At 68.7% G+C, this 24,399-nt stretch carries 21 protein-coding genes; 6 read left to right on the top strand and 15 right to left on the bottom strand.

Annotated features, from left to right (window positions below):
- The first annotated feature begins 21 nt into the window (after nt 1-21).
- Nucleotides 22-930 (top strand): TIGR01777 family oxidoreductase, encoded by a 909-nt coding sequence (locus ABH936_RS00795; protein WP_404602127.1) that lies wholly within the window; start codon nt 22-24, stop codon nt 928-930.
- Between the two features lie 68 nt (nt 931-998).
- Here ABH936_RS00795 and ABH936_RS00790 read toward each other — a convergent pair whose 3' ends face one another.
- Nucleotides 999-2,684 carry a serine/threonine-protein kinase gene (locus tag ABH936_RS00790; RefSeq protein ID WP_074041239.1) on the bottom strand — a complete coding sequence of 562 codons (1,686 nt, stop codon included), beginning with the start codon at nt 2,682-2,684 and terminating at the stop codon, nt 999-1,001.
- Nucleotides 2,685-2,827: 143 nt separating this feature from the next.
- Between ABH936_RS00790 and lipB the strand changes: the two genes are divergently transcribed.
- From lipB to ABH936_RS00775, 3 genes are all read left to right on the top strand, one after another.
- Nucleotides 2,828-3,469: a lipoyl(octanoyl) transferase LipB gene (gene lipB, locus ABH936_RS00785; RefSeq protein WP_006946636.1), complete on the top strand. Its 642-nt coding sequence runs from the start codon at nt 2,828-2,830 to the stop codon at nt 3,467-3,469.
- A gap of 115 nt (nt 3,470-3,584) precedes the next feature.
- Nucleotides 3,585-4,610: a lipoyl synthase gene (gene lipA, locus ABH936_RS00780; protein ID WP_006946581.1), complete on the top strand. Its 1,026-nt coding sequence runs from the start codon at nt 3,585-3,587 to the stop codon at nt 4,608-4,610.
- 4 nt (nt 4,611-4,614) lie between these two features.
- On the top strand, nt 4,615-5,424 hold the full coding sequence (locus ABH936_RS00775) for a DUF4191 domain-containing protein (RefSeq protein ID WP_006946616.1): 810 nt from the start codon (nt 4,615-4,617) through the stop codon (nt 5,422-5,424).
- A 220-nt stretch (nt 5,425-5,644) separates the two neighbouring features.
- On the opposite strand, the gene ABH936_RS00770 is transcribed toward ABH936_RS00775, so the two are convergent.
- Nucleotides 5,645-6,070, bottom strand: coding sequence for an RDD family protein (locus tag ABH936_RS00770; RefSeq protein ID WP_404602123.1), 426 nt, complete (start codon nt 6,068-6,070; stop codon nt 5,645-5,647).
- Between the two features lie 246 nt (nt 6,071-6,316).
- On the opposite strand from ABH936_RS00770, the gene glnA reads away from it, so the two are divergent.
- Both glnA and ABH936_RS00760 read left to right on the top strand, forming a co-directional pair.
- Entirely contained in the window at nt 6,317-7,741 is a 1,425-nt protein-coding gene (glnA, locus tag ABH936_RS00765) for a type I glutamate--ammonia ligase (protein WP_006946569.1), read from the top strand.
- A gap of 250 nt (nt 7,742-7,991) precedes the next feature.
- Nucleotides 7,992-8,459 carry an SRPBCC family protein gene (locus ABH936_RS00760; RefSeq protein WP_404602120.1) on the top strand — a complete coding sequence of 156 codons (468 nt, stop codon included), beginning with the start codon at nt 7,992-7,994 and terminating at the stop codon, nt 8,457-8,459.
- Nucleotides 8,460-8,624: 165 nt separating this feature from the next.
- Here ABH936_RS00760 and ABH936_RS00755 read toward each other — a convergent pair whose 3' ends face one another.
- From ABH936_RS00755 to murG, 13 genes are all read right to left on the bottom strand, one after another.
- Complete coding sequence (locus ABH936_RS00755) at nt 8,625-10,781, bottom strand: S9 family peptidase (RefSeq protein WP_404602118.1); 2,157 nt, start codon at nt 10,779-10,781, stop codon at nt 8,625-8,627.
- A 29-nt stretch (nt 10,782-10,810) separates the two neighbouring features.
- Entirely contained in the window at nt 10,811-14,359 is a 3,549-nt protein-coding gene (gene dnaE, locus ABH936_RS00750; protein ID WP_404602116.1) for a DNA polymerase III subunit alpha, read from the bottom strand.
- 102 nt (nt 14,360-14,461) lie between these two features.
- Nucleotides 14,462-15,391: an RluA family pseudouridine synthase gene (locus tag ABH936_RS00745; protein ID WP_006946614.1), complete on the bottom strand. Its 930-nt coding sequence runs from the start codon at nt 15,389-15,391 to the stop codon at nt 14,462-14,464.
- Nucleotides 15,388-15,990: a signal peptidase II gene (gene lspA, locus ABH936_RS00740; protein ID WP_404602114.1), complete on the bottom strand. Its 603-nt coding sequence runs from the start codon at nt 15,988-15,990 to the stop codon at nt 15,388-15,390. The genes ABH936_RS00745 and lspA overlap by 4 nt, the downstream gene beginning before the upstream one ends.
- Complete coding sequence (locus ABH936_RS00735) at nt 15,963-16,379, bottom strand: TraR/DksA family transcriptional regulator (RefSeq protein ID WP_038567752.1); 417 nt, start codon at nt 16,377-16,379, stop codon at nt 15,963-15,965. The genes lspA and ABH936_RS00735 overlap by 28 nt, the downstream gene beginning before the upstream one ends.
- A gap of 210 nt (nt 16,380-16,589) precedes the next feature.
- Nucleotides 16,590-17,720, bottom strand: coding sequence for a DivIVA domain-containing protein (locus ABH936_RS00730; RefSeq protein ID WP_404602111.1), 1,131 nt, complete (start codon nt 17,718-17,720; stop codon nt 16,590-16,592).
- 93 nt (nt 17,721-17,813) lie between these two features.
- A complete protein-coding gene (locus ABH936_RS00725; protein WP_404602109.1) occupies nt 17,814-18,092 on the bottom strand; it encodes a YggT family protein in 279 nt (92 codons plus the stop codon).
- A 101-nt stretch (nt 18,093-18,193) separates the two neighbouring features.
- Nucleotides 18,194-18,694: a cell division protein SepF gene (locus tag ABH936_RS00720; protein WP_006946575.1), complete on the bottom strand. Its 501-nt coding sequence runs from the start codon at nt 18,692-18,694 to the stop codon at nt 18,194-18,196.
- Between the two features lie 73 nt (nt 18,695-18,767).
- The gene (locus tag ABH936_RS00715) at nt 18,768-19,547 is read right to left on the bottom strand and encodes a YggS family pyridoxal phosphate-dependent enzyme (RefSeq protein WP_404602106.1); all 780 of its coding nucleotides are present in this window, start codon (nt 19,545-19,547) and stop codon (nt 18,768-18,770) included.
- A complete protein-coding gene (pgeF, locus tag ABH936_RS00710) occupies nt 19,544-20,287 on the bottom strand; it encodes a peptidoglycan editing factor PgeF (RefSeq protein ID WP_404602104.1) in 744 nt (247 codons plus the stop codon). Before pgeF ends, ABH936_RS00715 begins: the two co-directional genes overlap by 4 nt.
- A 15-nt stretch (nt 20,288-20,302) precedes the next feature.
- Nucleotides 20,303-21,625 carry a cell division protein FtsZ gene (gene ftsZ / locus ABH936_RS00705; protein ID WP_074045459.1) on the bottom strand — a complete coding sequence of 441 codons (1,323 nt, stop codon included), beginning with the start codon at nt 21,623-21,625 and terminating at the stop codon, nt 20,303-20,305.
- 223 nt (nt 21,626-21,848) lie between these two features.
- A complete protein-coding gene (murC, locus tag ABH936_RS00700; RefSeq protein WP_338813055.1) occupies nt 21,849-23,300 on the bottom strand; it encodes a UDP-N-acetylmuramate--L-alanine ligase in 1,452 nt (483 codons plus the stop codon).
- Nucleotides 23,297-24,397, bottom strand: a complete 1,101-nt coding sequence (murG, locus tag ABH936_RS00695) for an undecaprenyldiphospho-muramoylpentapeptide beta-N-acetylglucosaminyltransferase (protein ID WP_404602101.1) — start codon at nt 24,395-24,397, stop codon at nt 23,297-23,299. The genes murC and murG overlap by 4 nt, the downstream gene beginning before the upstream one ends.
- Nucleotides 24,398-24,399 lie beyond the last annotated feature (2 nt).

The following is a 24,399-nucleotide window of genomic DNA, read 5'->3' as shown; positions in this document are numbered from 1 at the left end:
GTCGCGGGCTAGTCTGACCGCATGACTGGACAGCGCATCGCCATCACCGGTTCCTCCGGAGTGATCGGCGGTGCGCTGTCATCATGTCTGCGTCGCCGCGGCGACACCGTCATCCGGATCGTCCGACGACCGGCGGTCACACCCGGCGAGGTGACGCTGCCCGAGGCCCGCAGCCCGAACAGCCGATTGGTCGAGACGCTCGCCACCGTCGATGCGGTCGTCAACCTGGCCGGGGCGGGCGTCGGGGATCATCGGTGGAGCCGCGCGTACAAGGACGCGATTCGCGAGTCGCGGATCGAGACGACGTCGAGGCTCGCCGACGCACTGGCGGAGGTGCCCCAACGGATTCGTCTCGTCTCGGCTTCGGCGATCGGCTTCTACGGCGATCGCGGCGACGAGGTGCTCGACGAGACGAGCGCACCCGGGGAAGACTTCCTCGCTCGCGTCTGCATCGAGTGGGAAGCTGCGGCGATGAGGGCTGCGAAGCGCCACGACGTCGCCCTCGCGCGCACCGGTCTCGTCATGACGGGCGAGGCCGGAGCGTTCGCTCCCCTCCTGACGACGACGCGGCTGGGCGCAGGGGGCCCATTGGGTTCGGGGCGGCAGTGGTGGAGCTGGATCACGCTGCGTGACGAGGTGCGCGCGCTGGTGTTTCTTCTCGACCACCCCGACGTCGTCGGGCCCGTCAACCTCGTCGCACCGCGCGCGAGTCGGCAGGCCGATCTCGCACAGGCACTCGCGCGCTCGCTGCGGCGCCCCGCTGCCCTGCGCGTACCGAAGGGGGCACTGCGCTTCGTCCTCGGTGAGATGGCCGACCAGGTGACCGCGTCGACGCGGGTACGCCCCCACGTGCTCGAAGCTGCCGGGTTCGACTGGCAGGACGAGAACCAGGACCAGGCGCTCGACCGGCTCGTCGCGTCGGCGCTCTGACCGGCGCGCGTCGGGAGGCTGATCGGGCGCGTGGCGCGCTCTCGTCCGGTTCATGGCGGAGATGCGCCTCAGCTCGCTGACCAGGACGAGATGCGCCAGCCCGTGCCGTCGTGGCTGAGGACGAGCCGGACGTCATCGTGACGCGCAGCAACACGCTCGCTCGCGGTCTTGGTGCGGACGTCGTACCCCGACGTCGTGATTCGGCTCGTCAGGCACACCTGGCCACCGCTGCATGACGTCGGCGTCAGCGCGCCGATCGCGTAGCCGAGGCCGTCGTACGACGCGCCCTGCGCGCTCGCCCGCGTGAAGGCCTGCAGGTCGTGCGTGTGAGCAGCCGAGCCCGGCACGAGGCACCGGCCCAGGCCTTCTCGATCCAACGTCGACCAGGCCTTGGCCCGGCAGTCGAGCAGCGCGACGACCTCCTGACGCGTCGGAGCCGTCATCGTGGGCGTCTTCGCACCGGACGCGGGCACCGCCGTCCCCGCCTCCGGGTTGGTCGAGGGCGACACCGCGTTCGGCATCGTCTTCGACGGCGGTGCGGGCGTCACCGTCGTCGAGGACGAGGTCGAGTTCGCCGGTGTCACACCAGGGTTGGCGCGCGCGTAGGCCGCGCTCGTCGAAGATCCGGCGTCATTCGCCGAGTCTCCGCCTGCGTGAACGGGCCACATCGCTGCTGCTGTGACGACGCACGCCCCCAGCAGCGCCGCGGGCACCCAGCGACCAGCTCTCCAGCGCGCGCCCGCCGCGTCAGCACGTCGCCCAGCGTCGACGGCCCCTGGACGCCACGTCCGTCTTCCCCCGACCTCGCCGCGGGTTTCAGCGCCACGACGCCCCCGTCGCCCACGACGTCCGCCCCTGAGTGACGACCCATGGCGCTCCGCGTCGGCCGGCTCGAGGAACTGCCGCCGCTGCGCCTCGTCCCGCAGTCGTCGCGTGATCGACTCACCAACGGCAGGGGTGTCACTCCCCTCTCCGATCGGCACGGCGGTCGGCACGGGCACCGGGCGTGCGGTGGCGACACCGCGCAGCCGGGTCGCCAGCTCCGCGGCGTGCGGGCGCGACGACGGCGTCTGTGCGAGGCACGCCGTGATGAGGTCGACGAGCGCGTCCGGCGCGTCGGGCAGGACGTCGACGAGGTGCGGCCGCAGGGCTGCGACGGGCGGCGGCGTCCCCAGGAGACAGAACCAGGCGAGCGCCCCGAAGGAGTACACGTCGGCCGCAGCGCTGGGCGGTTCACCGTCGACGATCTCGGGTGCGACGAACCCGTAGGTGGCCCAGTCGGCCCCGTCGGCGCGTGCCGCGACACGCGTGGCCCCCAGGTCTGCGATCGCAGGGCGTCCCTGGTGATCGAAGAGGATGTTGGACGGGGTGAGGTCGGCGTGCACGCATCCTCGGTCGTGGAAACCCGCCATGGTCGCCGCGACCGGAGCGAGCGCCGTCACGCACTCGCCGACGGTGAGTCCGCCGCGTCCTCGCACGACGTCGTCGAGGCTGCCGCCGGCCATGTACTCGAGCACGAGCGCGCTGTGGCCCTCGGCGCTCGTCGTGAGATCGAGGGCCTCGACGACGTGGGGCCCCGCGTGGCGCCGCAGCATCCGCCATTCCGAACGCGCGGTGATCGCGGGTTCCGTGCTGACCTTGATCGCGACGGTGCCCTGCGGCCCGGTGGCGCGCCACACCGACGAGCTGCCGCCCTGCCCGATGCGCGCTTCGATGGTGTATCCGGCGATCGTGGGTGCGGTGGCGTCGGGCATGGTGACTCCTGGGTTCGGCGTGCGAGGGGCGCCGCGGTCGGCGTCACTGGTTCCACCATCGCCCAGGCGGGCCGAAGCGTGCGTCGAGTTATCCACAGGCAGGCCGGCGGCCGTCGCGGCGTGTCGGAGAGTAGGCTCGGGGGATGCGTATCCAGCACCTCGGCTTCGCCCCTGACTTCGTCGACTACGAGCAGGCGTGGGAGGTGCAGCGTCAGGTCCACGCCGACGTCGTCGCGGGCGGCGAGGACACGGTGCTACTGCTCGAGCACTCCCCCGTCTACACGGCGGGCAAGCGCACCGAGGCGCACGAGCGTCCCTTCGACGGCACGCCCGTCGTCGACGTCGACCGCGGCGGCAAGATCACGTGGCACGGTCCAGGTCAGCTCGTGGGCTACCCGATCATGGCGCTGCCCATCCCCATCGACGTCGTCGCGCACGTGCGTCGCCTCGAGCAGCTCATGATCGACGTGTGCGCCGAGTTCGGCGTCGACGCCGACCGCGTGGAGGGACGTTCCGGCACCTGGGTGCTCGCCGACGACAAGGGCCCCGACCGCAAGATCGGCGCCATCGGCGTGCGCGTCTCGAAGCGCGCGACGATGCACGGTTTCTCGCTCAATTGCGACTGCGACCTGTCGTGGACGCAGACGATCGTGCCCTGCGGCATCGCCGATGCCGGGGTGACGACACTGAGCCGCGAGGTCGGTCGTGACGTCACCGTCGCCGAGGTGCTCCCTGTCGTGGAGCGTCACCTGTCGGCGATCGTCGCCCCGTCGAAGGCGGCGTGAGCGCCGTCCGCGTACTCGCCGGGAAGTTTTCACCCGCGTACGCTGTTGTTCTGAGCGCTGGCGCGCATCTTCGCGCCGTGTCGCCCTCAATCGCCAAGCTGAGGAGTGCTTTTCTGTGACCGTCGCGCCCGAAGGCCGTCGACTGCTGCGCGTGGAAGCGCGCAACGCCGAAACGCCCATCGAACGAAAGCCGAGTTGGATCCGCACCACGGCGAAGATGGGCCCGGAGTACAACTCGCTGCAGAATCTCGTCAAGGGTGGCGGCCTGCACACCGTGTGCCAGGAGGCCGGCTGTCCCAACATCTTCGAGTGCTGGGAGGACCGTGAGGCCACGTTCCTCATCGGCGGCGACACCTGCACGCGACGCTGCGACTTCTGCGACATCGCGAGCGGCAAGCCGTCCGCCCTCGACCTCGACGAGCCGCGCCGCGTCGCCGAGTCCGTCCGTGAGATGGGCCTGCGCTACGCCACCGTCACCGGCGTCGCGCGCGACGACCTGCCCGACGGTGCCGCGCAGCTGTACGCCGACACCGTGCGCCTCATCCACGAACTCAACCCGAACACGGGTGTCGAGATCCTGCCGCCCGACTTCGGCGCCGTCCCCGAGCTCGTCGGCAAGGTCTTTGACGCCCGCCCCGAGGTGTTCGCCCACAACCTGGAGACGGTACCGCGCATCTTCCGACGCATCCGCCCGGCGTTCACGTACGAGAAGTCGCTCAAGGTGCTGACGATGGCGCGCGAACAGGAGCTCGTGACGAAGTCGAACCTCATCCTCGGCATGGGTGAGGAGGAGCACGAGATCGACCAGGCGCTCGTCGACCTGCACGAGGCGGGCTGCGACATCATCACGATCACGCAGTACCTGCGCCCCTCGAAGCTGCACCACCCGATCGACCGGTGGGTCAAGCCGGAGGAGTTCGTGCACTGGTCCGAGCGTGCCGAGGAGATCGGTTTCTCCGGCGTCATGGCGGGTCCGCTCGTGCGTTCCTCCTACCGAGCCGGCCGTCTGTACGCCCAGGTCATGGCCAAGCGCGGCCAGGAGCTGCCGGAGAACCTGCTGCACCTCGCGGAGGCGGCGTCGTCGCCGGCGCGTCAGGAAGCTGCGTCTTTGGTGGCCCGCGCCGAGACCCGCGTATCCTGACCCCATGGCATCAACCTCCCCCACCAACGAGCCCAAGAAGTCGCGGTTCCGCCGCGGTTCGAGCGGCGGCGCCACGAAGGCCGACGGTGCGTCGAGCACGAGAGGCGAGGCCAAGGAGCCGGGCCGCTCCGCTCAGTTCCGTCAGGTGTTCGAGACGGCGCGCGCCAACGACCCCGCGCTGCTGGCGTGGATGATCGGTGCGTTCGCGCTCGTGTTCGTGCTGCTGCTCATCATCGGCTTCAGTATCGGCCACCCGATCTACCTCGGCATCATCGGCGTGCTGCTGGGTGTGCTCGCCGCACTGCTCGTGCTCGCCCGCCGCGCGAACACCGCGATCTACAAGTCGATCTCGGGTCAGCCGGGCGCGAGCGTCGCCGTCATGTCGTCGCTGCGCAAGGGCTGGTTCGTCGAGCAGGAGCCCGTCGGCGTCGACATGGGCCGCAACCGCCAGGTGCGCGACCTCTCGGGTGCCGCGATGGTGTACCGCGCCGTCGGCAAGCCGGGCGTCGTGCTCGTCGCGGAAGGCCCCAAGGGCATGGCCGAGCGTTTGCTCTCCAGTGAGAACAAGCGCACGACGCGGGTGCTCGGCCCCGAGGTTCCGGTGCACACGCTGCGCGTCGGCACCGACGAGGGCTCCGTCCCCGTCGAGCGTCTGCAGAAGGACATGCAGAAGATGCCCAAGGTGCTCACCGACGACGAGGCCGCTCGCATCACCAAGCGCTTGCGCGCCCTTGGGTCGGGCCGCCCCGCAGCTCCGGCCGGTATCGACCCCACGAAGGCACGCGTCAACCGCGCCGCGATGCGTGGCCGCTGAGCCTCCACGCACGAACACGAGAGCCCGCCACCTCGAGGTGGCGGGCTCTCGTGTGTTCTGGGGCTTGTCGCTTGTTCCCGCGCCCACGTGGTGCGACGCGGCGATGCATGTCGTCCCATCCGGGTGACGGGGCGTGAGGCGGGGCAACCCGCATGGGTCGTGCCATGAAGGTCATGCTGCCTGGGGCGTGCGCGCGGCGAGCGTCAATGTCGCATCGAGTTCAGCGCGTACGGACGATGACGGTGCCGGCAAGCTTGTCGTGCAGCCCGCGTCCGCTCGAGTCGGTGACGACGGCGGGGATCGCGAGGCAGAGCAGCACGGTGCGGACGGCGCCGGCGAGCAGACCGGGGGCGGCGCCGTCGCTGACGCGCTGCACCTGCATCCCCATGACGCGGTGCCCGAGCGTCATCCCGAGGGTGCTGACGAGCAGGAGGTTCTCGACGGCGAAGACGGCGAGCGGTTTGAAGCCCTCGGCGCCGCTCCCGCCCCAGCGGTAGCCCAGCAACCCCATGGCGATGACGGAGCAGAGCGCCCAGTCGATGAGCAGCGCGACGGCGCGCGGGGCCAGCCGCGCGATGGAGCCGGGGCCCTCGACGGGGCGGTTCTCGGCGGGGTCGGCATCGGCGAGGGGGGCAGCTGGGGGCACGTTCGTTTCCGTTCGGTGGTGTCTCGCACTGTGAGTAGTAGCGCGCCCTCCAAGACTAGAGGTGAGGTGCCTGGATAGGTTGGAGGGGTGGTCGCGCGCCGTGCGCCGACCGGCGTGAACTGTTCACATGTTTCGTAACACCGACGAAACATGAGGGCCATGCCCGGGTAATCGGGGGGTCCTAGCATCATGGGCAACACGTGGTGTGGTGTCGACCGGCATCGCACACCCCAGTCAGGAGGATCCATGTTCAAGACCGCTGAAGAGGTCGTGAAGTTCATCGAGGATGAGGACGTCAAATTCGTCGACATCCGCTTCTGCGACCTGCCGGGCGTCATGCAGCACTTCAACATCCCGGCCGAGAGCTTCGACGCTGAGGCGATCGAGACCGGCCAGATGTTCGACGGCTCGTCCATTCGCGGTTTCCAGGCCATCCACGAGTCCGACATGAAGCTCATCCCGGACCTGCAGACGGCCTACCTGGACCCGTTCCGTGAGTACAAGACGCTCATCATCAACTTCTCGATCGTCGACCCGTTCACGGGCGAGCAGTACTCGCGCGACCCGCGCAACATCGCGGCGAAGGCCGAGGCGTACCTGAAGTCGACGGGGATCGCCGACACGGCGTTCTTCGGCGCCGAGGCCGAGTTCTACGTCTTCGATGACGTGCGTTTCGAGACGAAGCAGAACGCCGGCTACTACTACATCGATTCGATCGAGGCGGCCTGGAACACGGGCCGCGTCGAAGAGGGCGGCAACCTGGGGTACAAGACCCGGTACAAGGGAGGTTACTTCCCCGTCCCGCCCGTCGACCACTTCGCCGACCTGCGCGACGAGATGGTGCTGAAGCTGCACGAGGTCGGCCTCGAGGTCGAGCGCAGCCACCACGAGGTCGGCACGGCCGGTCAGATGGAGATCAACTACAAGTTCAACACCCTGCTGCAGTCGGGTGATGACGTCATGAAGTTCAAGTACGTCATCAAGAACGTCGCGTTCCAGAACGGACGCTCGGCGACGTTCATGCCGAAGCCGTTGTTCGGCGACAACGGTTCGGGTATGCACACGCACCAGTCGTTGTGGAAGGACGGCGAGCCGCTGTTCTACGACGAGCGTGGTTACGGTGGCCTGTCGGACATCGCTCGCTGGTACATCGGTGGTCTGCTCAAGCACGCGCCGTCGCTGCTCGCGTTCACGAACCCGACGGTCAACTCCTACCACCGTCTCGTACCGGGTTACGAGGCGCCGGTGAACCTCGTGTACTCCGCGCGCAACCGTTCCGCGTGCGTGCGTATCCCGATCACGGGCACATCGCCGAAGGCGAAGCGTGTCGAGTTCCGTGTCCCGGACCCGTCGGCGAACCCGTACCTGTGCTTCGCGGCGCAGCTGATGGCGGGCCTCGACGGCATCAAGAACCGCATCGAGCCGCCGGAGCCGGTCGACAAGGACCTGTACGAGCTGCCGCCCGAGGAGCACGAGGCCATTCAGCAGGTTCCGGGTTCGCTCGGTGACGTGCTCGACGCGCTCGAGGCCGACCACGAGTATCTGCTCGAGGGTGACGTGTTCACGGAGGACCTCATCGAGACGTGGATCGAGTACAAGCGTCTGAACGAGATCGACCCGATTCGTTTCCGTCCGCACCCGCACGAGTTCGAGATGTACTACGACATCTGAGCCTGGGAGGCAAAGGCCGAGCGGGTTCAGATGTCGGAGAAAAAATGGTCATCTGAACCACCTCTGCATCTGGAGGCGAAGGTTGAGGGCCCGAGGCGGGCAGCGAGCGTGAGCGAGCTGTCCCCCCGGGCCCTCTGTCGTGGCCGAGCGGGTTCAGATGCCGGAGAAAAAATGGTCATCTGAACCGATCCTCAACGCCAGCCCCGCCGTAGCCGAGGAGGATGACCAACGGCCAGCTACGGTGGGCGTCATGGCTGACAACCTCGAATCTGAGATCTTCATCGCTGCTCCCCCGGAGCAGGTGTGGTCGCTCGTCAGTGACCTGCGGCGGATGCCGCAGTGGTCACCGCAGTGTCGCAAGGTGATTGCGCGGGGCCCGATCCGCCGTGGCACGTTCATGCTCAACGTCAATCGTGACGGCAATCTGTGGTGGCCGACGCGTGCCAAGGTGACTGATTTTCACGACCTGCAGCGCGTCGCTTTCCGGGTGCTCGACAACGGCACGACGTGGAGCTTCACGCTCACGCCGCAGGACGGCGGCACCGTGCTGACGCAGCGACGTGACGTGCCGCCGAGCGGTACGTCGAAGGTGTCGGCGCTGCTCGTCGACAAGGTGCTCGGCGGTGAGGACCACTTCGAGGCCAACCTCGTCGCTGGCATGAACACGACGCTGCAGCGCATCCGCGCAGCCGTCGAGGCGCGCTCAGCTCAGGAGTGACAGCCGACGGCTCGGCGCAGCGGGCCCGTCCTCGACCCGAGCCGGCGCGACTCGCGTCGTGCCCAAGAGACGCAGCCCCCGTTCTTGCGCCCGAGTGCACCCGCGTGCACTTGGGCGCAAGAACGGGGTTCACTTCCCCAGGGTGTCGCTTCCTCAGGGCGTGAGTCAGACGTTGACGGACGCCGGGTGCACGATCTCGGACGCGCCGAGACGGTCGAGAATCCACGCGGTCTCGAACGCCGCTTCCTTCCACGCTTCGTACCGCCCGCTGACGCCGCCGTGGCCCGCGACCATCTCGGTCTTGAGCAGGATCGGCCGCTCGTTCTGGTCACTCGTGACGGTGCGGCGCAGCATCTGCACCCACTTCGCGGGTTCGACGTAGAACACGCGCGTGTCGTTGAGGCTCGTCGTCGCGAGCACCGACGGGTAGTCGACGTCGCGGACGTTCTCGTACGGCGTGTAACTCTTCATGTACGCGTACACGTCCGGGTCGGCGAGCGGGTTGCCCCACTCCTCCCACTCCCCCTGCGTCAGCGGCAGCGACGGGTCGAGCGTCGTCGTCAACGCGTCGACGAACGGCACCTGCGCGTGCACGGCGCAGAACAGCTCAGGCGCCTCGTTGAGCGCCGCGCCGATGAGGAGGCCACCGGCCGAACCCCCCTCGGCCGCAAGGCGATCGGGGGCCGCCCACCCCGTCTCGACGAGGTGACGCCCCGCCGCGACGAAGTCGGTGAACGTGTTCTTCTTGTGCTCGAGCCGCCCGTCGAGATACCAGGATCGGCCCATCTCACCGCCACCGCGCACGTGCGCGATGGCGAACACGACGCCGCGCTGCAGCAGGCTGAGCCGCAGGACGGAGAAATACGGGTCGATCGACGACTCGTACGAGCCGTACCCGTACAGCAGCACGGGGTTCGTCCCGTCGGGCGTGACGTCGCGGTGCGCCACGAGCGAGACCGGCACCTGGGCGCCGTCGGGAGCTGTCACCCACAGACGGTGCTGCTGGTAGTCGGCCGGGTCGTGGCCGCCCAGCACCTCGCGACGCTTGAGCAGCGTCACCTCGTCCGTCGTCGTGTCCCAGTCGTAGATGGCGCGCGGCTCGATGAACGACTCTGTTGCGACCATGAGCGTCGTCGCCTCGTACGTCGGGTTCGCCCCGACACCGACGACGGTGAGCTCCCCCGCGAACGGCAGCTCGCGCGCCGCCCCGAAACCATCGCCCTCCTTGGGCAAGAGCCGCACGGTCGGCAGGCCGCCGGCGCGCAGCCCGACGAGCATGAAGTCGCGGTAGGCGGAGACCCCGAGGATGCGCTCGCCCTCGGCGCCCACGAGCAACGGCTGCCAGTTGTCGACGCCGGGGTCGGCGAGCGGCGCCACGGCCACGTCGAAGTCGACGCGGTCACGGTTGTGCACGATGTAGAGCCGGTCCCCGTCGATCTCGATGTCGTAGTCGAGCCCCTCGGTGCGCGGCTGCACGACGCGCCAGCCGGCGGCCTCGTCGTGCAGATCCATGAGGTAGAACTCGGAGGTGTTCTTCGACCCCATCGACAGGATGAGCCACCGATCGTCATGCGTGCCACCGATGCCGAGCCAGAAGGCCGCGTCGTCCTCCTGGTAGAGCAGCACGTCCTCGCTCGGGTCGGTGCCGACGACGTGGCGCCACACCTGGTGCGGGCGCCATGACTCGTCGACGCGCGTGTAGAAGTACGCATCCCCCGCAGCCGACCACACGAGGCCGTACCCGACGTCGGTGACGCTCTCCTCGATCGTCTCGCCCGTGGCGATGTCGCGCACCGTGACGGCGTAGCGCTCGTCACCCGCGAAGTCCATGAGCGCGGCGAGCCGGTTCTGGTCGGGCGTCAGCGCGAGTGCGCCGACCGAGTAGAACTCCTTGCCCTCGGCCTCGACGTTGCCGTCGAGCAGCACCTGCTCCCCCACGAGCGCCTCCCCCGGCCGCGGCGTCGGACGGGCCTCACCGTCACGGTACGGTGCGCGGCAGCTGATGCCGTACTGCTTTCCCTCGAGGGTGCGCGTGTAGTACCACCAGTCCTTGTCGCGCACCGGGATCGACAGATCGGTCTCCTTGGTGCGCGACTTGATCTCGTCGAAGAGACGCTCGCGCAGCGGCTCCTGCGCCGCGAGCACGGCGTCGGTGTAGGCGTTCTCCGCGTTCAGATGAGCGATGACGTCGGGGTTGCTCTTGTCGCGCAGCCACTCGTAGTCGTCGACGAAGACGTCCCCGTGGTGGGTGCGCTGCGTCGGCACGCGACGAGCGATCGGCGGCATCGGCTGATTCGGCTGAGTCGCCGTGGTGTCGGTCATGGGTGTTCCTTCCGAACGGTCGTCGTGCGTCAGCCGAGGCACGAGGGGCCCAGGAGGGCCTTGAGGTCACCGAACAGCGCGGGCGTCGCGTTGACGCGCAGGCTGTCGTCGAGCTTGACGGTGAGGGTGCGCCCCGGCCGCGAGAGCTTGAGGTGCACCTCGGTGATGCCGGGGTGCTCCCCCAGTACCTCCTTGAGCCGCTCGGCCAACCCCTGCGTCGCCCGCGCGTACGGCAGGTGCAGCAGCACCGGGCCGCGTGGGCCGTCCGTCAGCTCGGGCAGCGTCAGCTCCATCGCGTTGAGCGCGACAGACTCGTCACGACGGTTGACGCGCCCCTTGACAGCGCACACGACGTCCTGGCTCAGCATCGTCGAAACCGTCGCGTACGTCGAGGGGAAGAACAGGCACTCGATCGCGCCGTCCATGTCCTCGACGGTCGCGATGGCCCACAGATCGCCCTTCTTCGTGCGCTTGATCTGCAGGCCCGTGATGAGCCCGGCGATCGTCACCGTCGCGCCGTCGGGCAGCGCGTCCTCGGCGAGCAGGCGCGCGACCGATGTGTCGGAGAACTGCGCGAGCGCCGCCTCGATGCCGAACAGCGGGTGGTCGGAGACGTACAGGCCGAGCATCTCGCGCTCGAACGCGAGCTTCGTCTGCTTGTCCCACTCGATCGGCGGAATCTGCGGTAGCGCGGCGAACTCGATGCCCGGCGCGTCGTCACCGAAACCGGCGAACAGCGAATCCTGCCCGTGCTCCTCCTTGCGCTTCTCGTCGATGAGCGCATCGACGTACGACTCATGGATCTGCACGAGCCCCTGACGCTGGTGGCCGAGGTCGTCGAACGCGCCCGCCTTGACGAGTGACTCGACCGTGCGCTTGTTGAGCACCGTCGCGGGGCACTTGCGCAGGAAGTCCTCGAACGAGGTGAAGCGGCCCTTCTCCTCACGCGCCGCGATGATCGCCGCGACGACGTTGGAACCGACGTTGCGGATCGCCTCGAGCCCGAAACGGATGTCCTCGCCGACGGCCGCGAAGTTGCCGATCGACTCGTTGACGTCGGGCGGCAGCACCTTAATGCCCATGTGACGGCACTCGTTGAGGTACAGCGCCGACTTGTCCTTGTCGTCTCGCACCGACGTGAGCAGCGCCGCCATGTACTCGGCCGGGTAGTTCGCCTTGAGATAGCCCGTCCAGTACGACACGAGCCCGTACGCCGCGGTGTGCGCCTTGTTGAACGCGTAGTCGGAGAACGGCAACAGGATGCTCCACAGCGTCTGCACCGACTCCTTCGAGAAGCCGTTGTCGAGCATGCCCTTCTCGAAGTTGACGTACTCGGCGTCGAGCACCTCCTTCTTCTTCTTGCCCATCGCGCGCCGCAGCAGGTCGGCGTTGCCGAGGGTGTACCCGGCGAGCTTCTGCGCGATCTCCATGACCTGCTCCTGATAGATGATCAGGCCGTATGTCATGTTGAGGATCGGCTCGAGCGCCTCGGTCAGCTCGGGGTGGATGTAGTCGATCTGCTGCTTGCCGTTCTTGCGCAGCGCGAAGTTGGTGTGCGCGTTGGCGCCCATCGGGCCGGGACGGTACAGCGCGAGAGCGGCGGAGATGTCCTCGAAGTTGTCGGGCTGCATGAGACGCAGTAGCTGGCGCATGCCGCCGCCGTCGAGCTGGAACACGCCGAGCGTGTCACCTCGCGCGAGCAGGTCGTACGTCTTCGCGTCCGTCATGTCCTTGCTCAGCGCGTCGAGGTCGATGTCCTCGTCACGGTTGGCCTTGATGTTCTTGAGCGCGTCGTCGAGGATCGTCAGGTTGCGCAGGCCGAGGAAGTCCATCTTGACGAGGCCGAGCGTCTCGCAGCTCGGGTAGTCGAACTGCGTGATGACGGCGCCGTCCTGCAGGCGACGCATGATCGGGATGACGTCGATGAGCGGTTCGCTCGACATGATGACGCCGGCCGCGTGCACGCCCCACTGACGTTTCAGCCCCTCGAGGCCGACGCCCGCGTCGAAGATGTTCTTGAACGTCGGGTCGGAGGCGATGAGCTCACGGAACTCGCCGCCCTCGGCGTAGCGCGGGTGGCTCTCGTCGTACATCTTCGCCAGCGGAACGCCCTTGCCCATGACGTCGGCCGGCATCGCCTTCGTCATCTGCTCGCCGATGGCGAACGGGAAGTCCATGACGCGCGAGGCGTCCTTGACGGCCTGCTTCGCCTTGATCGTGCCGTACGTGACGATGTACGACACGCGATCCTCGCCGTACTTGTCGACGACGTACCGGATGACCTCCGAGCGCCGACGCTCGTCGAAGTCGACGTCGAAGTCGGGCATCGACTGACGTTCGGGGTTGAGGAAGCGCTCGAAGATCAGACCATGCGGGACGGGGTCGAGGTCGGTGATGCCCATCGCGTACGCGCACATCGAACCGGCACCCGAACCACGCCCCGGCCCGACGCGGATGCCGTTGCGCTTCGCCCAGTTGATGAAGTCGGCGACGACGAGGAAGTAGCCCGGGTAGCCCTTGCCGATGATGACGTCCTGTTCGTACTTCGCCTGCTTCACGGCGTAGTCCGGCACGCCCTCGGGGAAGCGACGGCGCAGCCCCGTCTCGACCTCCTTGATGAACCAGGACGTCTCGTCCTCACCCTCGGGGCAGGGGAAGCGGGGCATGTAGCGCCCTTCGCCCTCGGTGAAGGACACCTCGCACTGCTCGGCGATGAGCAGGGTGTTGTCGCACGCGTCCGGGTGGTCCCGGAAGAGGTGACGCATCTCGTCGGCCGACTTGAGGTAGAACTCGTGGCTGCCGAACTTGAAGCGGCTGGGGTCGGTCAGGCGCGAACCCGAGTTGATGCACAGCAGCGCATCGTGGTGGACCGCGTCCTCCTTGTTCGTGTAATGCAGGTCGTTCGTCGCGAGCAGCGGCAGGTTGAGGTCCTTCGCCAGCTTGAGCAGGTCACTGCGCACGCGCCGCTCGATGTCGACGTCGAGGTCGTGCTCCATCAGCTCGCAGTAGAAGTTGCCGTCACCGAAGATGTCGCGGAACTCCGCCGCGGCCTCGCGCGCCTTGTCGTACTGCCCCAGACGAAGGCGCGTCTGGATCTCCCCCGACGGGCACCCCGTCGTGCCGATGATGCCCATGCCGTACGTGTTGAGCAGCTCTCGGTCGAGTCGCGGATACTTCGAGTACACCTGGTCGAGCGAGGCCTGCGAGCCCATGCGGAAGAGGTTGTGCATGCCCTCGTTGTTCTTCGCGAGCAGCGTCATGTGCGTGTAGAGACCCCGGTTGGAGACGTCGTCGGCCTCCTGGCCGCGCTCGCCCCACGTCGTGCGCGTCTTGTCGGTGCGGTGCGTGCCCGGCGTCATGTACGCCTCGAGGCCGATGATCGGCTTCACGTCATACTTGCGCGACTTCGACCAGAACTCGTAGGCACCGAACAGGTACCCGTGGTCGGTGGTCGCGATCGCGGGCATGCCGAACTCCTGCGCACGCGCGAACATGTCATCGATACGGGCTGCACCGTCGAGCATCGAGTACTCGGTGTGGTTGTGCAGATGGACGAAGCTCTTCGACTGACTGGACATCGCCCAGAAGTCTACGACCGGCCACCGACAACCCCGCCGGATGCGCGACGCCCGGCTCCCGGGGCGAGCCGGGAGCCGGGCGGAACGTCGCGGAATTCCGCGTCAGGCGCTGATGCGATCGAGCGCGCGCTGCAGGTCGGCCGGGTACGGCGAGGTGAACGTCACACGTTCGCCGCTACCGGGGTGGTCGAATCCGAGCTCGACGGCGTGCAGCCACTGACGCTCCAGCCCGAGCTTCTTCGCGAGCGTCGGGTCGGAGCCGTACAGCGGGTCGCCGACGCACGGATGATGCATCGCTGAGACGTGGACACGGATCTGGTGGGTGCGCCCCGTCTCGAGATGGATCTCGAGCAGCGACGCCGACCGGAACGCCTCGAGCAGTTCGTAGTGCGTCACCGACGCGCGGCCGGAATCCATGACGGCGAACTTGTAGTCGTGGTTGGGATGGCGCCCGATCGGCGCGTCGATCGTGCCCTCGATCGGGTCGGGCAGGCCCTGCACGAGCGCGTGGTACGTCTTGTCGACCGTGCGGTCACGGAATGCCTGCTTGAGCAGGGTGTACGCACGCTCGCTCTTGGCGACGACCATGAGACCGCTCGTGCCGACGTCGAGGCGCTGCACGATGCCCTGACGCTCCGGTGCGCCCGAGGTGGAGATGCGGTACCCCGCAGCGGCGAGGCCACCGACGACATCCGGGCCGTCCCAGCCGACGCTCGGGTGCGCGGCGACGCCGGCCGGCTTGTCGACGACGACGATCTCGGTGTCGTCGTGCACGATGTTCATGCCGGGCACGGGTTCGACGCGGGGCGTCGCCTCACGCGGCCCGGTACGCTCCGGCATCGCGACCTCGAGCCACGCGCCGGCGCTCACGCGCTCGGACTTCGCAACCCGCTTGCCGTCGACGCTGACGGCGCCCTCGGCCGCGAGTTCGGCGGCGCGGGTGCGGGAGAAACCCAGCAGGCGGGCGATGGCCGCGTCGACGCGCTCTCCCTCGAGCCCTTCGGGGACGAACAACGACTTGACCTCGCTCATCGCTGAGCCTCCTCGGTGGTGGGCGACGCGCCATCATCTGCGCCGTCGTGGGCGCCCTCGCGCGTTCCGTCGAGACCGATACCGCGGAAGGTCAGCAACACGACGAGGGCCGCGGCGACGCAGATCGCCGAATCGGCCAGGTTGAAGATCGGCCAGTGCGGCAGCTCGAGAAAGTCCACGACGTGGCCACGCCCCCCACCCGGCTCACGAAAGAACCTGTCGATCAGATTGCCGACGGCTCCTCCGATGATCAGCCCGAAGGCGAGGGCCCACGGGAGGCTACGCAGCTTGCGCGCGGTCACGGCGAGCACGACGACCACGACCACCGCGATCGCGGTGATGAAGAGCGTCGAATTCGTGCCGAGGCTGAACGCGGCGCCGGGGTTGTACGTCAACCGCAGCCGCAGGAACGAGCCGAGCAGATCACGCGGGCGGCCGTCACTCAGGGCGTCCTGCGCCCATTGCTTGCTGGCCTGGTCGGCCGCGATGACGCCGAGCGCCGCCACGGCGACGAGCGCGAGAGGGCGCGCCGAGACGCGGGACGGGGGGACGGTGGGTGTGGCGCCCGAGTTCAGCGGCGCTCCTGCTTCTTCTTGCATGTCATGCATAGGGTCGCACGAGGGAAGGCCTGGAGTCGAAGTTTGCCGATCGGGCCGCCGCACGATTCGCATACGCCGTACGTGCCGTCGTCCATCCGCTCGAGGGCGCGTTCGCTCTGACGCAGCACCTCCGCGGACTTGCGGGCCAACGAGATCTCGTGCTCGCGCTCGAAGTTCGCGTTGCCGACGTCGGCCTGGTCGTCGCCCGCCCCATCGCCCGGGTTGCGCAGCAGCCCCTCGAAGTCCGTGGCGAGTTCGTCGAGCTCGGCGCGCACGCGGGCCACGTCGGCCTCGAGCTCGGCCCGCACCTCGGCGAGTTCGGCGTCGCCCCACGGCTCCTCGGCGCCGCCGACGGCCAGGTCGCTCGCGGCGGTCTTCTGTGTCGCCATGGTGGTCACTCCAGTCTCCCAGCGGCGCCCCCTCGGCGCGCACGATGATGCGGATATTACGCAGAGGATAGGCCACATCAGGCGGGTCGAGGCGAACAACAGATGAAGTTTTACGTACCCGCTAGTAGGACCAGCAAAGGGACGCACGAAGCGGGCTCGTGGACGACAGATCGTGCACGAGCCCGCTTGGTGACGGCCATCAGCCCGCGGTCACCACGCTTTGGTGTCGGGCGTCTGCTGCTTCTCGTCGAGCTTGCGCAGCTGCTCGCTCAGGTAACCCTTGAGGTTCGAGCGGTAGTCGGTCTCGAAGCCCTTGAGCCGCTCGATCTCGGCTTGCAGCGCCGTGCGTCGCGTCTCGAGGTCGGACAGGATGCTCGTGCGACGCTGCTCGGCCTCGGTCACGAGCGCGGCCGACTTCTCGGTACCCGTGCGCACGAGCTTGTCGTGCTGGCTCTGCCCGCTCGAGACGAGTTCGTCGTGCTTGGCCTGAGCCTTCTTGACGAGATCGTCGTGCTCGCTCTGGCCGCGCTTGACGAGGTCGTCGTAGGTCGACTGGCCTGTCGTCAGCAGTTCGTCGTGGCGCTGCTTGGCGCTCGACAGCAACTTCTCGCTCTTCGCGTTCGCCTCCGTGACCACCTTGTCGCGGTGCGCGGTGGCTTCGCCGATGAGACGATCACGCTCGGTCTCGCCGTCACGCACGTGCTGGTCGTGCAGACGCTGTGCGAGGGCGATGACGCCCGCCGCGTCGGTGCCGGCGTTGGTCTCGTTCGTGGCCGGCTGCGTCGACGTCGCCGAGGCGGCCTCGCGGGCCTGCTTCAGCTCGTTCTCCAGCTGCGTGATGCGCGCGTCGGCCTCGGCCAGCTTCGCCTGCGCGTTCTTGGCCTCCTCGCGGGCGCTCTGGAGGTCGCGACGGGCGCTCGTGGGGTCGGCGCTCGCCGCGTCCTGACCTGCGTCGGCAGCCTCGTTCGCCTTGGGGGCACGCGCCTTGTCGAGTTCGGTGCGCGACGTTTCCAGTTCCTTCTTGAGGCGCGCGATCTCCGCCTTGTCCTCGTCGCTCGAGCCACCCGCGGCTGGAGCCGCAGCGTTGTTCACCGGCGTGAGGGCCGGGACGGCCGTCGTCTTCGACTGGCCCGCCACCGTCGCGTCTCCGTCTCCGCCGTGGCTGCGGCGGCAGTCGTCGAGCTTGTCGCTCAGCGAGTCGTTCTCGGCGTTCAGTCGGCGCAGCTCGACGACGATCTCGTCGAGGAAGTCGTCGACCTGGATCTCGTCATATCCGTTGCGCCCGAACCCCTTCGGCTTCGAGAACTCCTTCTTGACGACGTCTTCCGGCGTCAGCGCCATGTATTCACCTCAGTAACGCTCGAAGCCGAGGCGGGGCCTCGGCAAATCCGTTTCGTGCACGCCGATGCGGGCACGCTCAAAAATTTCCCGACTTCACCTTAGGAGATTAGCCGCGAGTTGCACAGCCAGCGCCACGATCAGGAACGCCAGGTCGATGCCGACGCCGCCGAGGCGCAGGGGCGGAACGACGCGGCGCACCGCCTTGATCGGCGGGTCGGTGACGGTGTAGACCGCCTCCGCGACGACGAGCACGACGCCACGCGGCGTCCACTGCCGCGCGAACACCTGGATCCAGTCGAAGACCAGGCGCGCGATGAGCAAGACGAAGAACACGTCGAGCACGGTCGCAAGCGCCGTTCTGACGCCGTTCATCGATTCTCCTTCATCACCATGACGCCATCCTCCCACGCATGGGCGCGGCCGCCGTCATCCAGGGGACAACGGCGGCCGCGGCCCGAGCGCGAGGCGACGATTCAGCTCTGGTTGAACAGCCCGCGCGTCGCCTTGGCGACCTCGGGCCCGCTCGTGGAGACCTCGACGTTCTCGGGCGAGAGGAGGAAGACCTTGCTCGTCACGCGCTCGATGGAGCCGTGCAGACCGAAGACGAGACCGGCGGCGAAGTCGACGAGACGCTTGGCGTCCGTGTCGTCCATGTCGGACAGGTTCATGATGACGGGGACGTTGTCGCGGAAGGCCTCACCGATCTCCTTGGCCTCGTTGTACGTCCGAGGGTGGATGGTCGTGATGCGACTCATGGTCGAGGCCTCCGTGTCGGAAAAGTCGTGGTGGGTCACCTCGGGGCGCAGCGGCGTGACCTCGGCAGGGGCGCGACGTTCGTACGCGTCATAGTCGTCGTGACGCTCGTCGTCGTAGGCGACCTCGTACTCCTCGACGTACTGCTCGCTCGCGCGCGGCGCGTGCGTGTCCACGTCGGACAGTCCGAGGTATTCCATCGTCTTGCGCAGTGCGCTCATTCTTCCTGCTCCTGTGTCCGCCTGGCCCCTCGCGGAAAGGGCACCACATAGCTCGTCGGTGTCAGGCTCGAAGTTACCCGGCGAGCGGACGCGAACCGAGTATTGCGCTTCCGACACGCAGGTGTGTCGCGCCGATCTTCACCGCGTCCTCGAGATCGCCCGACATCCCCGCCGACAACGACGTGGCCTGCGGGAAGTTTGCGAGGAAATCTTGACGAACGTGCGCGAGCCGCGAGAACGCGGCGGCCGGCTCCTCTCCGAGCGGCGCGACCGCCATGAGCCCGCACAACCGTAGGTGCGGCGCCTGCTCGACCGCCGCGGCCACCTCGTGCAGCTCGGTCTCCTGCGCGCCACCGCGCCCCGAACCGTCACGCTCGAGAGCGACCTGCACGAAGATGTCGAGGGGGTTCTCGCGATCCGCGGCGCCGGCGTCGAGCAGCGGGACGAGCTTGAGCCGGTCGAGCGACTGCACGACGTCCGCGTGCCGCGCGATGCGGCGCGCCTTCTTGCTCTGGATCTGGCCGATGAAGTGCCGACGCGGTGAGGCGATGAGATCCGGACGCTCGGCGCGCAGCGCATCGACCTTCTCGACGAGCTCCTGCTCGCGGTTCTCCCCCACGTCGCCCACCCCGAGGTCGGCGAGCGCGACGAGGTCGGTGACGGGGAAGAACTTCGTGACGACGACGAGCGTCGGGGCGTCGTCACGCCCGGCCGCGCTCGTGGCGGCGGCGATGCGGTCGCGCATGCGCTCCAGGTTGGCCTGCAACTCGGCGCGACGCGCGGGCGAGGCGCCGAGACCACGGCGACTGGGGTCGGAATCGGCGGTGCGTGACGGCGTCGGAGGCTGCATCACGACACCGCCGCCTTGCGGACGATGAGCCCGGCGAAGCGGCCTGTCGCGCCGTCACGACGATACGAGTACAGGCGAGGCTCCTCACGCGTGCATCCCGGCACCCATTCGAGCGGGACACCGGCGTCCGCGAGCTGCGACGCGACGCTCGCCGCGACGTCGATCGCCGGCGTGCCCCTCCACGAGATGGCGGCGCTGGCCGGGTGGGCCTGACGCGCGGCGTCATGCATCTCGCGCGGCACCTCGTAGCAGCGCCCGCAGATCGACGGGCCCAGCACTGCGCTGATGTCGCGCGCTCCGAGGTGGCGCATCGCCTCGAGCGCCGCCGGCACGACGCCGGCGAGCATGCCGGGGCGCCCGGCGTGCGCGACGCCGATGACGCCGGCCGCGTCATCACTCAGGAGAACCGGCGTGCAGTCGGCCACCATGACGCCGAGCGCGAGGCCGCTGTCACGGCTGACCATCGCGTCAGCGCTCGGTCCGGCCTGACCGGAGGCGACGTCGGCGAGGGTGACCTCCGCGACGCTCGCGCCGTGGACCTGATCCATCCAGGCGATGGGGACGCCACCCAGCTGCGCGGAGACCCGCTCCCTGTTCGCGCGCACCGCACGCTCGTCGTCACCGACGTGCAGCCCGAGGTTCAACGCCGAGAACGGCGCCTCACTGACCCCGTCCAGGGAGTCGGTGAAGCACCGTTCGAGCGAGCCGCTCGGCGACTCACGCCGGTCGTGCCAGAAGAACATCGACCGGGCTCCAGATCACTTGAGGAAGTCGGGGACGTCCAGGTCGTCACGATCCTCGAACGTGACCTCCTTGGGCGGGCGCACGACCTCGGGGGCCTGCTGACCTCCCTGCTGCGACTGCCCCTGCTGCGCCTGGCCCTGCTGAGCGTCCTGGGCGTGCTGCTGTTCACCCTGACCCGGCTGGACGCGGGCCGGCGGCGCGGAGACGCGCGTCGGGCCGGCGGTCGTCCCGGGAACGGTGACGGGCTTGATCGTCGCCGGGGCGGCAGCCTGCGGCTGGTAGGACTGCTGCGCCTGCTGGGACGGCATCTGCGCGGACGTCTGCTGCTGCGCGGGACGCTGCTGAGCGCCACCCTGCTGAGCAGGACGCTCGTCGTTGCGCTTCTGCGGCGCACCACCGTCGAAACCGGCGGCGATGACGGTGACGCGCACCTCGTCGCCCAGGGCGTCGTCGATGACGGCACCAAAGATGATGTTGGCCTCGGGGTGCGCCGCCTCCTGCACGAGGCGAGCGGCCTCGTTGATCTCGAACAGACCGAGGTCGGAACCGCCCTGGACCGACAGCAGGACGCCGTGGGCGCCGTCGATGCTCGCCTCGAGCAGCGGGCTCGAGATAGCGAGTTCGGCGGCCTGCACCGCGCGGTCCTCGCCACGGGCCGAACCGATGCCCATGAGCGCCGAGCCGGCACCCTGCATGACGGACTTGACGTCGGCGAAGTCGAGGTTGATCAGACCCGGGGTCGTGATGAGGTCGGTGATGCCCTGGACACCGGACAGGAGCACCTGGTCGGCCGAGCGGAAGGCGTCGAGCATCGAGACGGCGCGGTCGCTGATCGACAGCAGCCGGTCGTTCGGGATGACGATGAGCGTGTCGACCTCTTCGCGCAGCGCGGAGATGCCGAGCTCGGCCTGGTTCGCGCGACGACGGCCCTCGAAGGTGAACGGACGGGTCACGACACCGATCGTCAGAGCACCGAGGCCGCGGGCGATCTTCGCGACGACGGGCGCACCACCGGTGCCCGTGCCACCACCCTCACCGGCGGTGACGAACACCATGTCGGCGCCCTTGAGGACCTCTTCGATCTCCTCGGCGTGATCCTCCGCCGCCTGACGACCGACCTCGGGGTCGGCGCCGGCACCGAGACCGCGCGTCAGCTCACGGCCCACGTCGAGCTTGACGTCGGCGTCACTCATGAGCAGGGCCTGGGCGTCGGTGTTGATCGCGATGAACTCCACACCCTTGAGGCCGACCTCGATCATCCGGTTGATGGCGTTGACGCCACCGCCGCCGATACCGACGACCTTGATGACGGCCAGGTAGTTCTGGGGAGTTGCCACGAGAAGAGGCCTTTCGAAAGCGGGTGCGAGTATGCAAAGCCGATGCTACGCGACCGGATGCCCGGACGCGAACATTTCGACGTCAACTCGAACGTGACCCCGTCAGGCACGTGGCCCGCCGACCCGAGCACCACCGCACCCCCTCGGCGACCCGGGACCCCTGAGGCAACGAAAGACCCCCAGCATTCCGCAGAATCCCGGGGGGTCTTGGCCGCCGAAAAGATTAACCTTCGACCTCACCTTCACGCGTCTTGAGACCAGTGAGGATGCGCGGGCCGAGGTGCGTGACATCGCCCGCGCCGACGGTCACGACGAGGTCGCCCGGGCGAGCCACGTCGAGCACGCGAGCGAGCGCGTCGTCGGCCGTGGGGGTGAACTCGCCGCGTCCGGACGTCATGCGATCGGTGATCAGCGCGCCGCTCACCCCGGCGACGGGCTGCTCGCGCGCGCCGTACACGTCGAGGACGAAGGCGTGGTCGGCGCCATCGAGCGCCGCGGCGAGACCGGTCGCCGCGTGCTGCGTACGCGAGTACAGGTGGGGCTGGAAGATGACGATGAGTTCGCCGTCGTCCTTGAGCCCGGCCGCCGTACGCACGAGGGCGTCGAGCTTGCCGGGGTTGTGGGCGTAGTCGTCGACGACGCGGACGCCGCCCGCCTCACCACGCGGCTCGAACCGACGCGAGGTGCCGCGGAAGGCCCCGAGCCCGCGCGCGACATCGGCCGGCGCGAGACCGAAACCGTGGACGAGGGCGGTGTAGACGCCCGCCGCGTTGAGCAGGTTGTGGGCACCCGGCACGTGCAGCGCGACGTCGTGGACGGCGTCCCCGTCGCGAAGGCTCATGCGCCAGTCGAAGCCTTCCCCGCTCTCCGCGACGATACGCACGTCTGCGTCGGTGTCGCGCCCGTACGTCAAGACGCGCGCGCCCGCGGCGCGACGGCGCTGGGCCAGGGCCAGCGAGCCCTCGTCGTCAGCGCAGGCGACGAGCAGACCCTGCGGCGCGATCGTCGCCGCGAAGGTCTCGTAGGCATGAGCAAGGTTGGCCGACGTGCCGTAGAAGTCGAGGTGATCGTCCTTGATGTTCGTGACGATCGCGACCTGCGGGTGGTAGACGACGAACGAGCCGTCGCTCTCGTCGGCCTCGACGACGAAGATCTCGCCCTCGCCCGGTGCCGCGTTGACACCGAGCCCCGCGACGTTGGCGCCGATCGCGAACGACGGCTTCTCCCCCGTCGCGACGAGGGCGGCCGTCGCCATTCCGCTCGTCGTCGTCTTGCCGTTGGCGCCCGCGACGGCGAGCCCGCGACCCGCGCGCATGAGCATCGCGAGGCCCTGGCTGCGGTGCAGCACCGGCAGACCGCGCCGTCTGACCTCGACGAGTTCGGGGTTGGCCTCGTTGATGGCGCTGGAGATGACGACGACGGCGCCGTCCGGCACGTCGGCAACGTTCGCGGCGTCGTACCCGAGCTCGATGCGTGCTCCCTGGGCACGAAGGTCGTCGAGTACCGGCAGGTCGACGTTGTCGGAGCCGCTCAGGGTGACGCCCGCGGCGAGGAACAACCGCGCGACGCCCGACATGCCTGAGCCGCCGACCGCGATCATGTGCACGTGTGGCACGTCCGCGAGAGCGGGCAGCGGCGCGGCGAAGTCGAACCGCTCGTTCACACCGTTGCTCATGCCCGGCCCCCGGTCGCTGCAGCGTCCTCGACGAGGTCGACGAGGCGTGCGGCGCCATCCGCGTGCCCGCGGCTGCCGGCTGCCGCACGCATGCGGGCCAGCTCGTCGGCGTCCGTCACGAGCGGGATGACGACGCGCTCCACCCACGTCGCGTCGACGTCGCCGTTGTCGACGAGCAATGCTCCCCCGGCCTCGACGACGTCCTTCGCGTTGAGTCGCTGCTCGCCGTTGCCGATGGGCAGCGGCACGTAGATCGCGGGGATCGCGAGCGTGGACAGTTCGCTCACCATGCCGGCGCCGCTTCGCGTGACGACGAGGTCGGCCACCGCGTAGGCGAGGTCCATACGGTCGCAGTACTCCTCGACGACGTAGCGCGGCCCCGAGGCGGTGGCCGGGGCCTCGAACCCCTTGCCCCGCCCGGTGATGTGCAGGACCTGCACCCCGGCCTCACGCAGCGCCGGCGCGGCCGCGGCGAAGGCCTCGTTGAGACGCGCTGCACCGAGCGAGCCACCGGTGATGACGAGCGTCGGGCGTCCGGGTTCGAGACCGAAGTACGTCATCGCCTCGGCGCGCAGCATCGCGGGGCGAAGCTCTCGGATCTCGCGTCGCAGCGGCATCCCGACGACCTCGGCGCCCGCCAGCGGGGTGCCGGGGAACGTCGTCGCCGTGTGCGCGGCCCATCGCACGCCGAGCTTGTTCGCCAGCCCCGGCCGGGCGTTCTGCTCGTGGATGACGATGGGGATCCCGGCCTTGCGCGCCGCGAGGTAGATGGGCGTCGAGACATACCCGCCGAAGCCGACGACGACCTGCGGGCGGCGTTCGGCAACGAGCGCCTCCGCCTGGCGCAGGGCCCCCCGGAACGCGGCGGGAAACCTCAGCGCGGCGACGTTCGGCCGACGCGGGAAGGCGACCTTCGGCACGTACGACAGCGTGAAACCGCGCTCGGGCACCAGTCGCTCCTCGATGCCGTCAGGGGAACCGACGACCGTGATGACGGCTTCGGTGTGGCGGTCGTTGATCTCCTGCGCCGTCGCGAGCAACGGCAGGACGTGGCCGGCCGTTCCTCCTCCGGCGAGCAGAACGCGCTCGAGCGTCATGT

Source organism: Dermacoccus sp. GAS27A, from assembly GCF_044909235.1.
GTDB classification, from domain to species: Bacteria; Actinomycetota; Actinomycetes; order Actinomycetales; family Dermatophilaceae; genus Dermacoccus; species Dermacoccus nishinomiyaensis.
Note: the sequence above shows the minus strand (reverse complement) of the source record. Positions and strands in the feature narration are given on the sequence as shown.

Coding starts and splice junctions, on each gene's coding strand:
- lipB (WP_006946636.1), top strand. CDS start 2,828: ATGCGTATCCAGCACCTCGGCTTCGCCCCTGACTTCGTCGACTACGAG.
- pgeF (WP_404602104.1), bottom strand. CDS start 20,287: ATGTTCTTCTGGCACGACCGGCGTGAGTCGCCGAGCGGCTCGCTCGAA.
- ABH936_RS00790 (WP_074041239.1), bottom strand. CDS start 2,684: ATGCCCGACGCCACCGCACCCACGATCGCCGGATACACCATCGAAGCG.
- ABH936_RS00730 (WP_404602111.1), bottom strand. CDS start 17,720: ATGGCGCTGACGCCGGAAGACGTCGTCAAGAAGGAGTTCTCGAAGCCG.
- dnaE (WP_404602116.1), bottom strand. CDS start 14,359: ATGTCCAGTCAGTCGAAGAGCTTCGTCCATCTGCACAACCACACCGAG.
- ABH936_RS00755 (WP_404602118.1), bottom strand. CDS start 10,781: ATGACCGACACCACGGCGACTCAGCCGAATCAGCCGATGCCGCCGATC.
- murC (WP_338813055.1), bottom strand. CDS start 23,300: ATGAGCAACGGTGTGAACGAGCGGTTCGACTTCGCCGCGCCGCTGCCC.
- lspA (WP_404602114.1), bottom strand. CDS start 15,990: ATGCAAGAAGAAGCAGGAGCGCCGCTGAACTCGGGCGCCACACCCACC.
- ABH936_RS00745 (WP_006946614.1), bottom strand. CDS start 15,391: ATGAGCGAGGTCAAGTCGTTGTTCGTCCCCGAAGGGCTCGAGGGAGAG.
- ABH936_RS00725 (WP_404602109.1), bottom strand. CDS start 18,092: ATGAACGGCGTCAGAACGGCGCTTGCGACCGTGCTCGACGTGTTCTTC.
- glnA (WP_006946569.1), top strand. CDS start 6,317: ATGTTCAAGACCGCTGAAGAGGTCGTGAAGTTCATCGAGGATGAGGAC.
- ABH936_RS00795 (WP_404602127.1), top strand. CDS start 22: ATGACTGGACAGCGCATCGCCATCACCGGTTCCTCCGGAGTGATCGGC.
- ABH936_RS00735 (WP_038567752.1), bottom strand. CDS start 16,379: ATGGCGACACAGAAGACCGCCGCGAGCGACCTGGCCGTCGGCGGCGCC.
- ABH936_RS00775 (WP_006946616.1), top strand. CDS start 4,615: ATGGCATCAACCTCCCCCACCAACGAGCCCAAGAAGTCGCGGTTCCGC.
- murG (WP_404602101.1), bottom strand. CDS start 24,397: ATGACGCTCGAGCGCGTTCTGCTCGCCGGAGGAGGAACGGCCGGCCAC.
- ABH936_RS00760 (WP_404602120.1), top strand. CDS start 7,992: ATGGCTGACAACCTCGAATCTGAGATCTTCATCGCTGCTCCCCCGGAG.
- ABH936_RS00720 (WP_006946575.1), bottom strand. CDS start 18,694: ATGAGCGCACTGCGCAAGACGATGGAATACCTCGGACTGTCCGACGTG.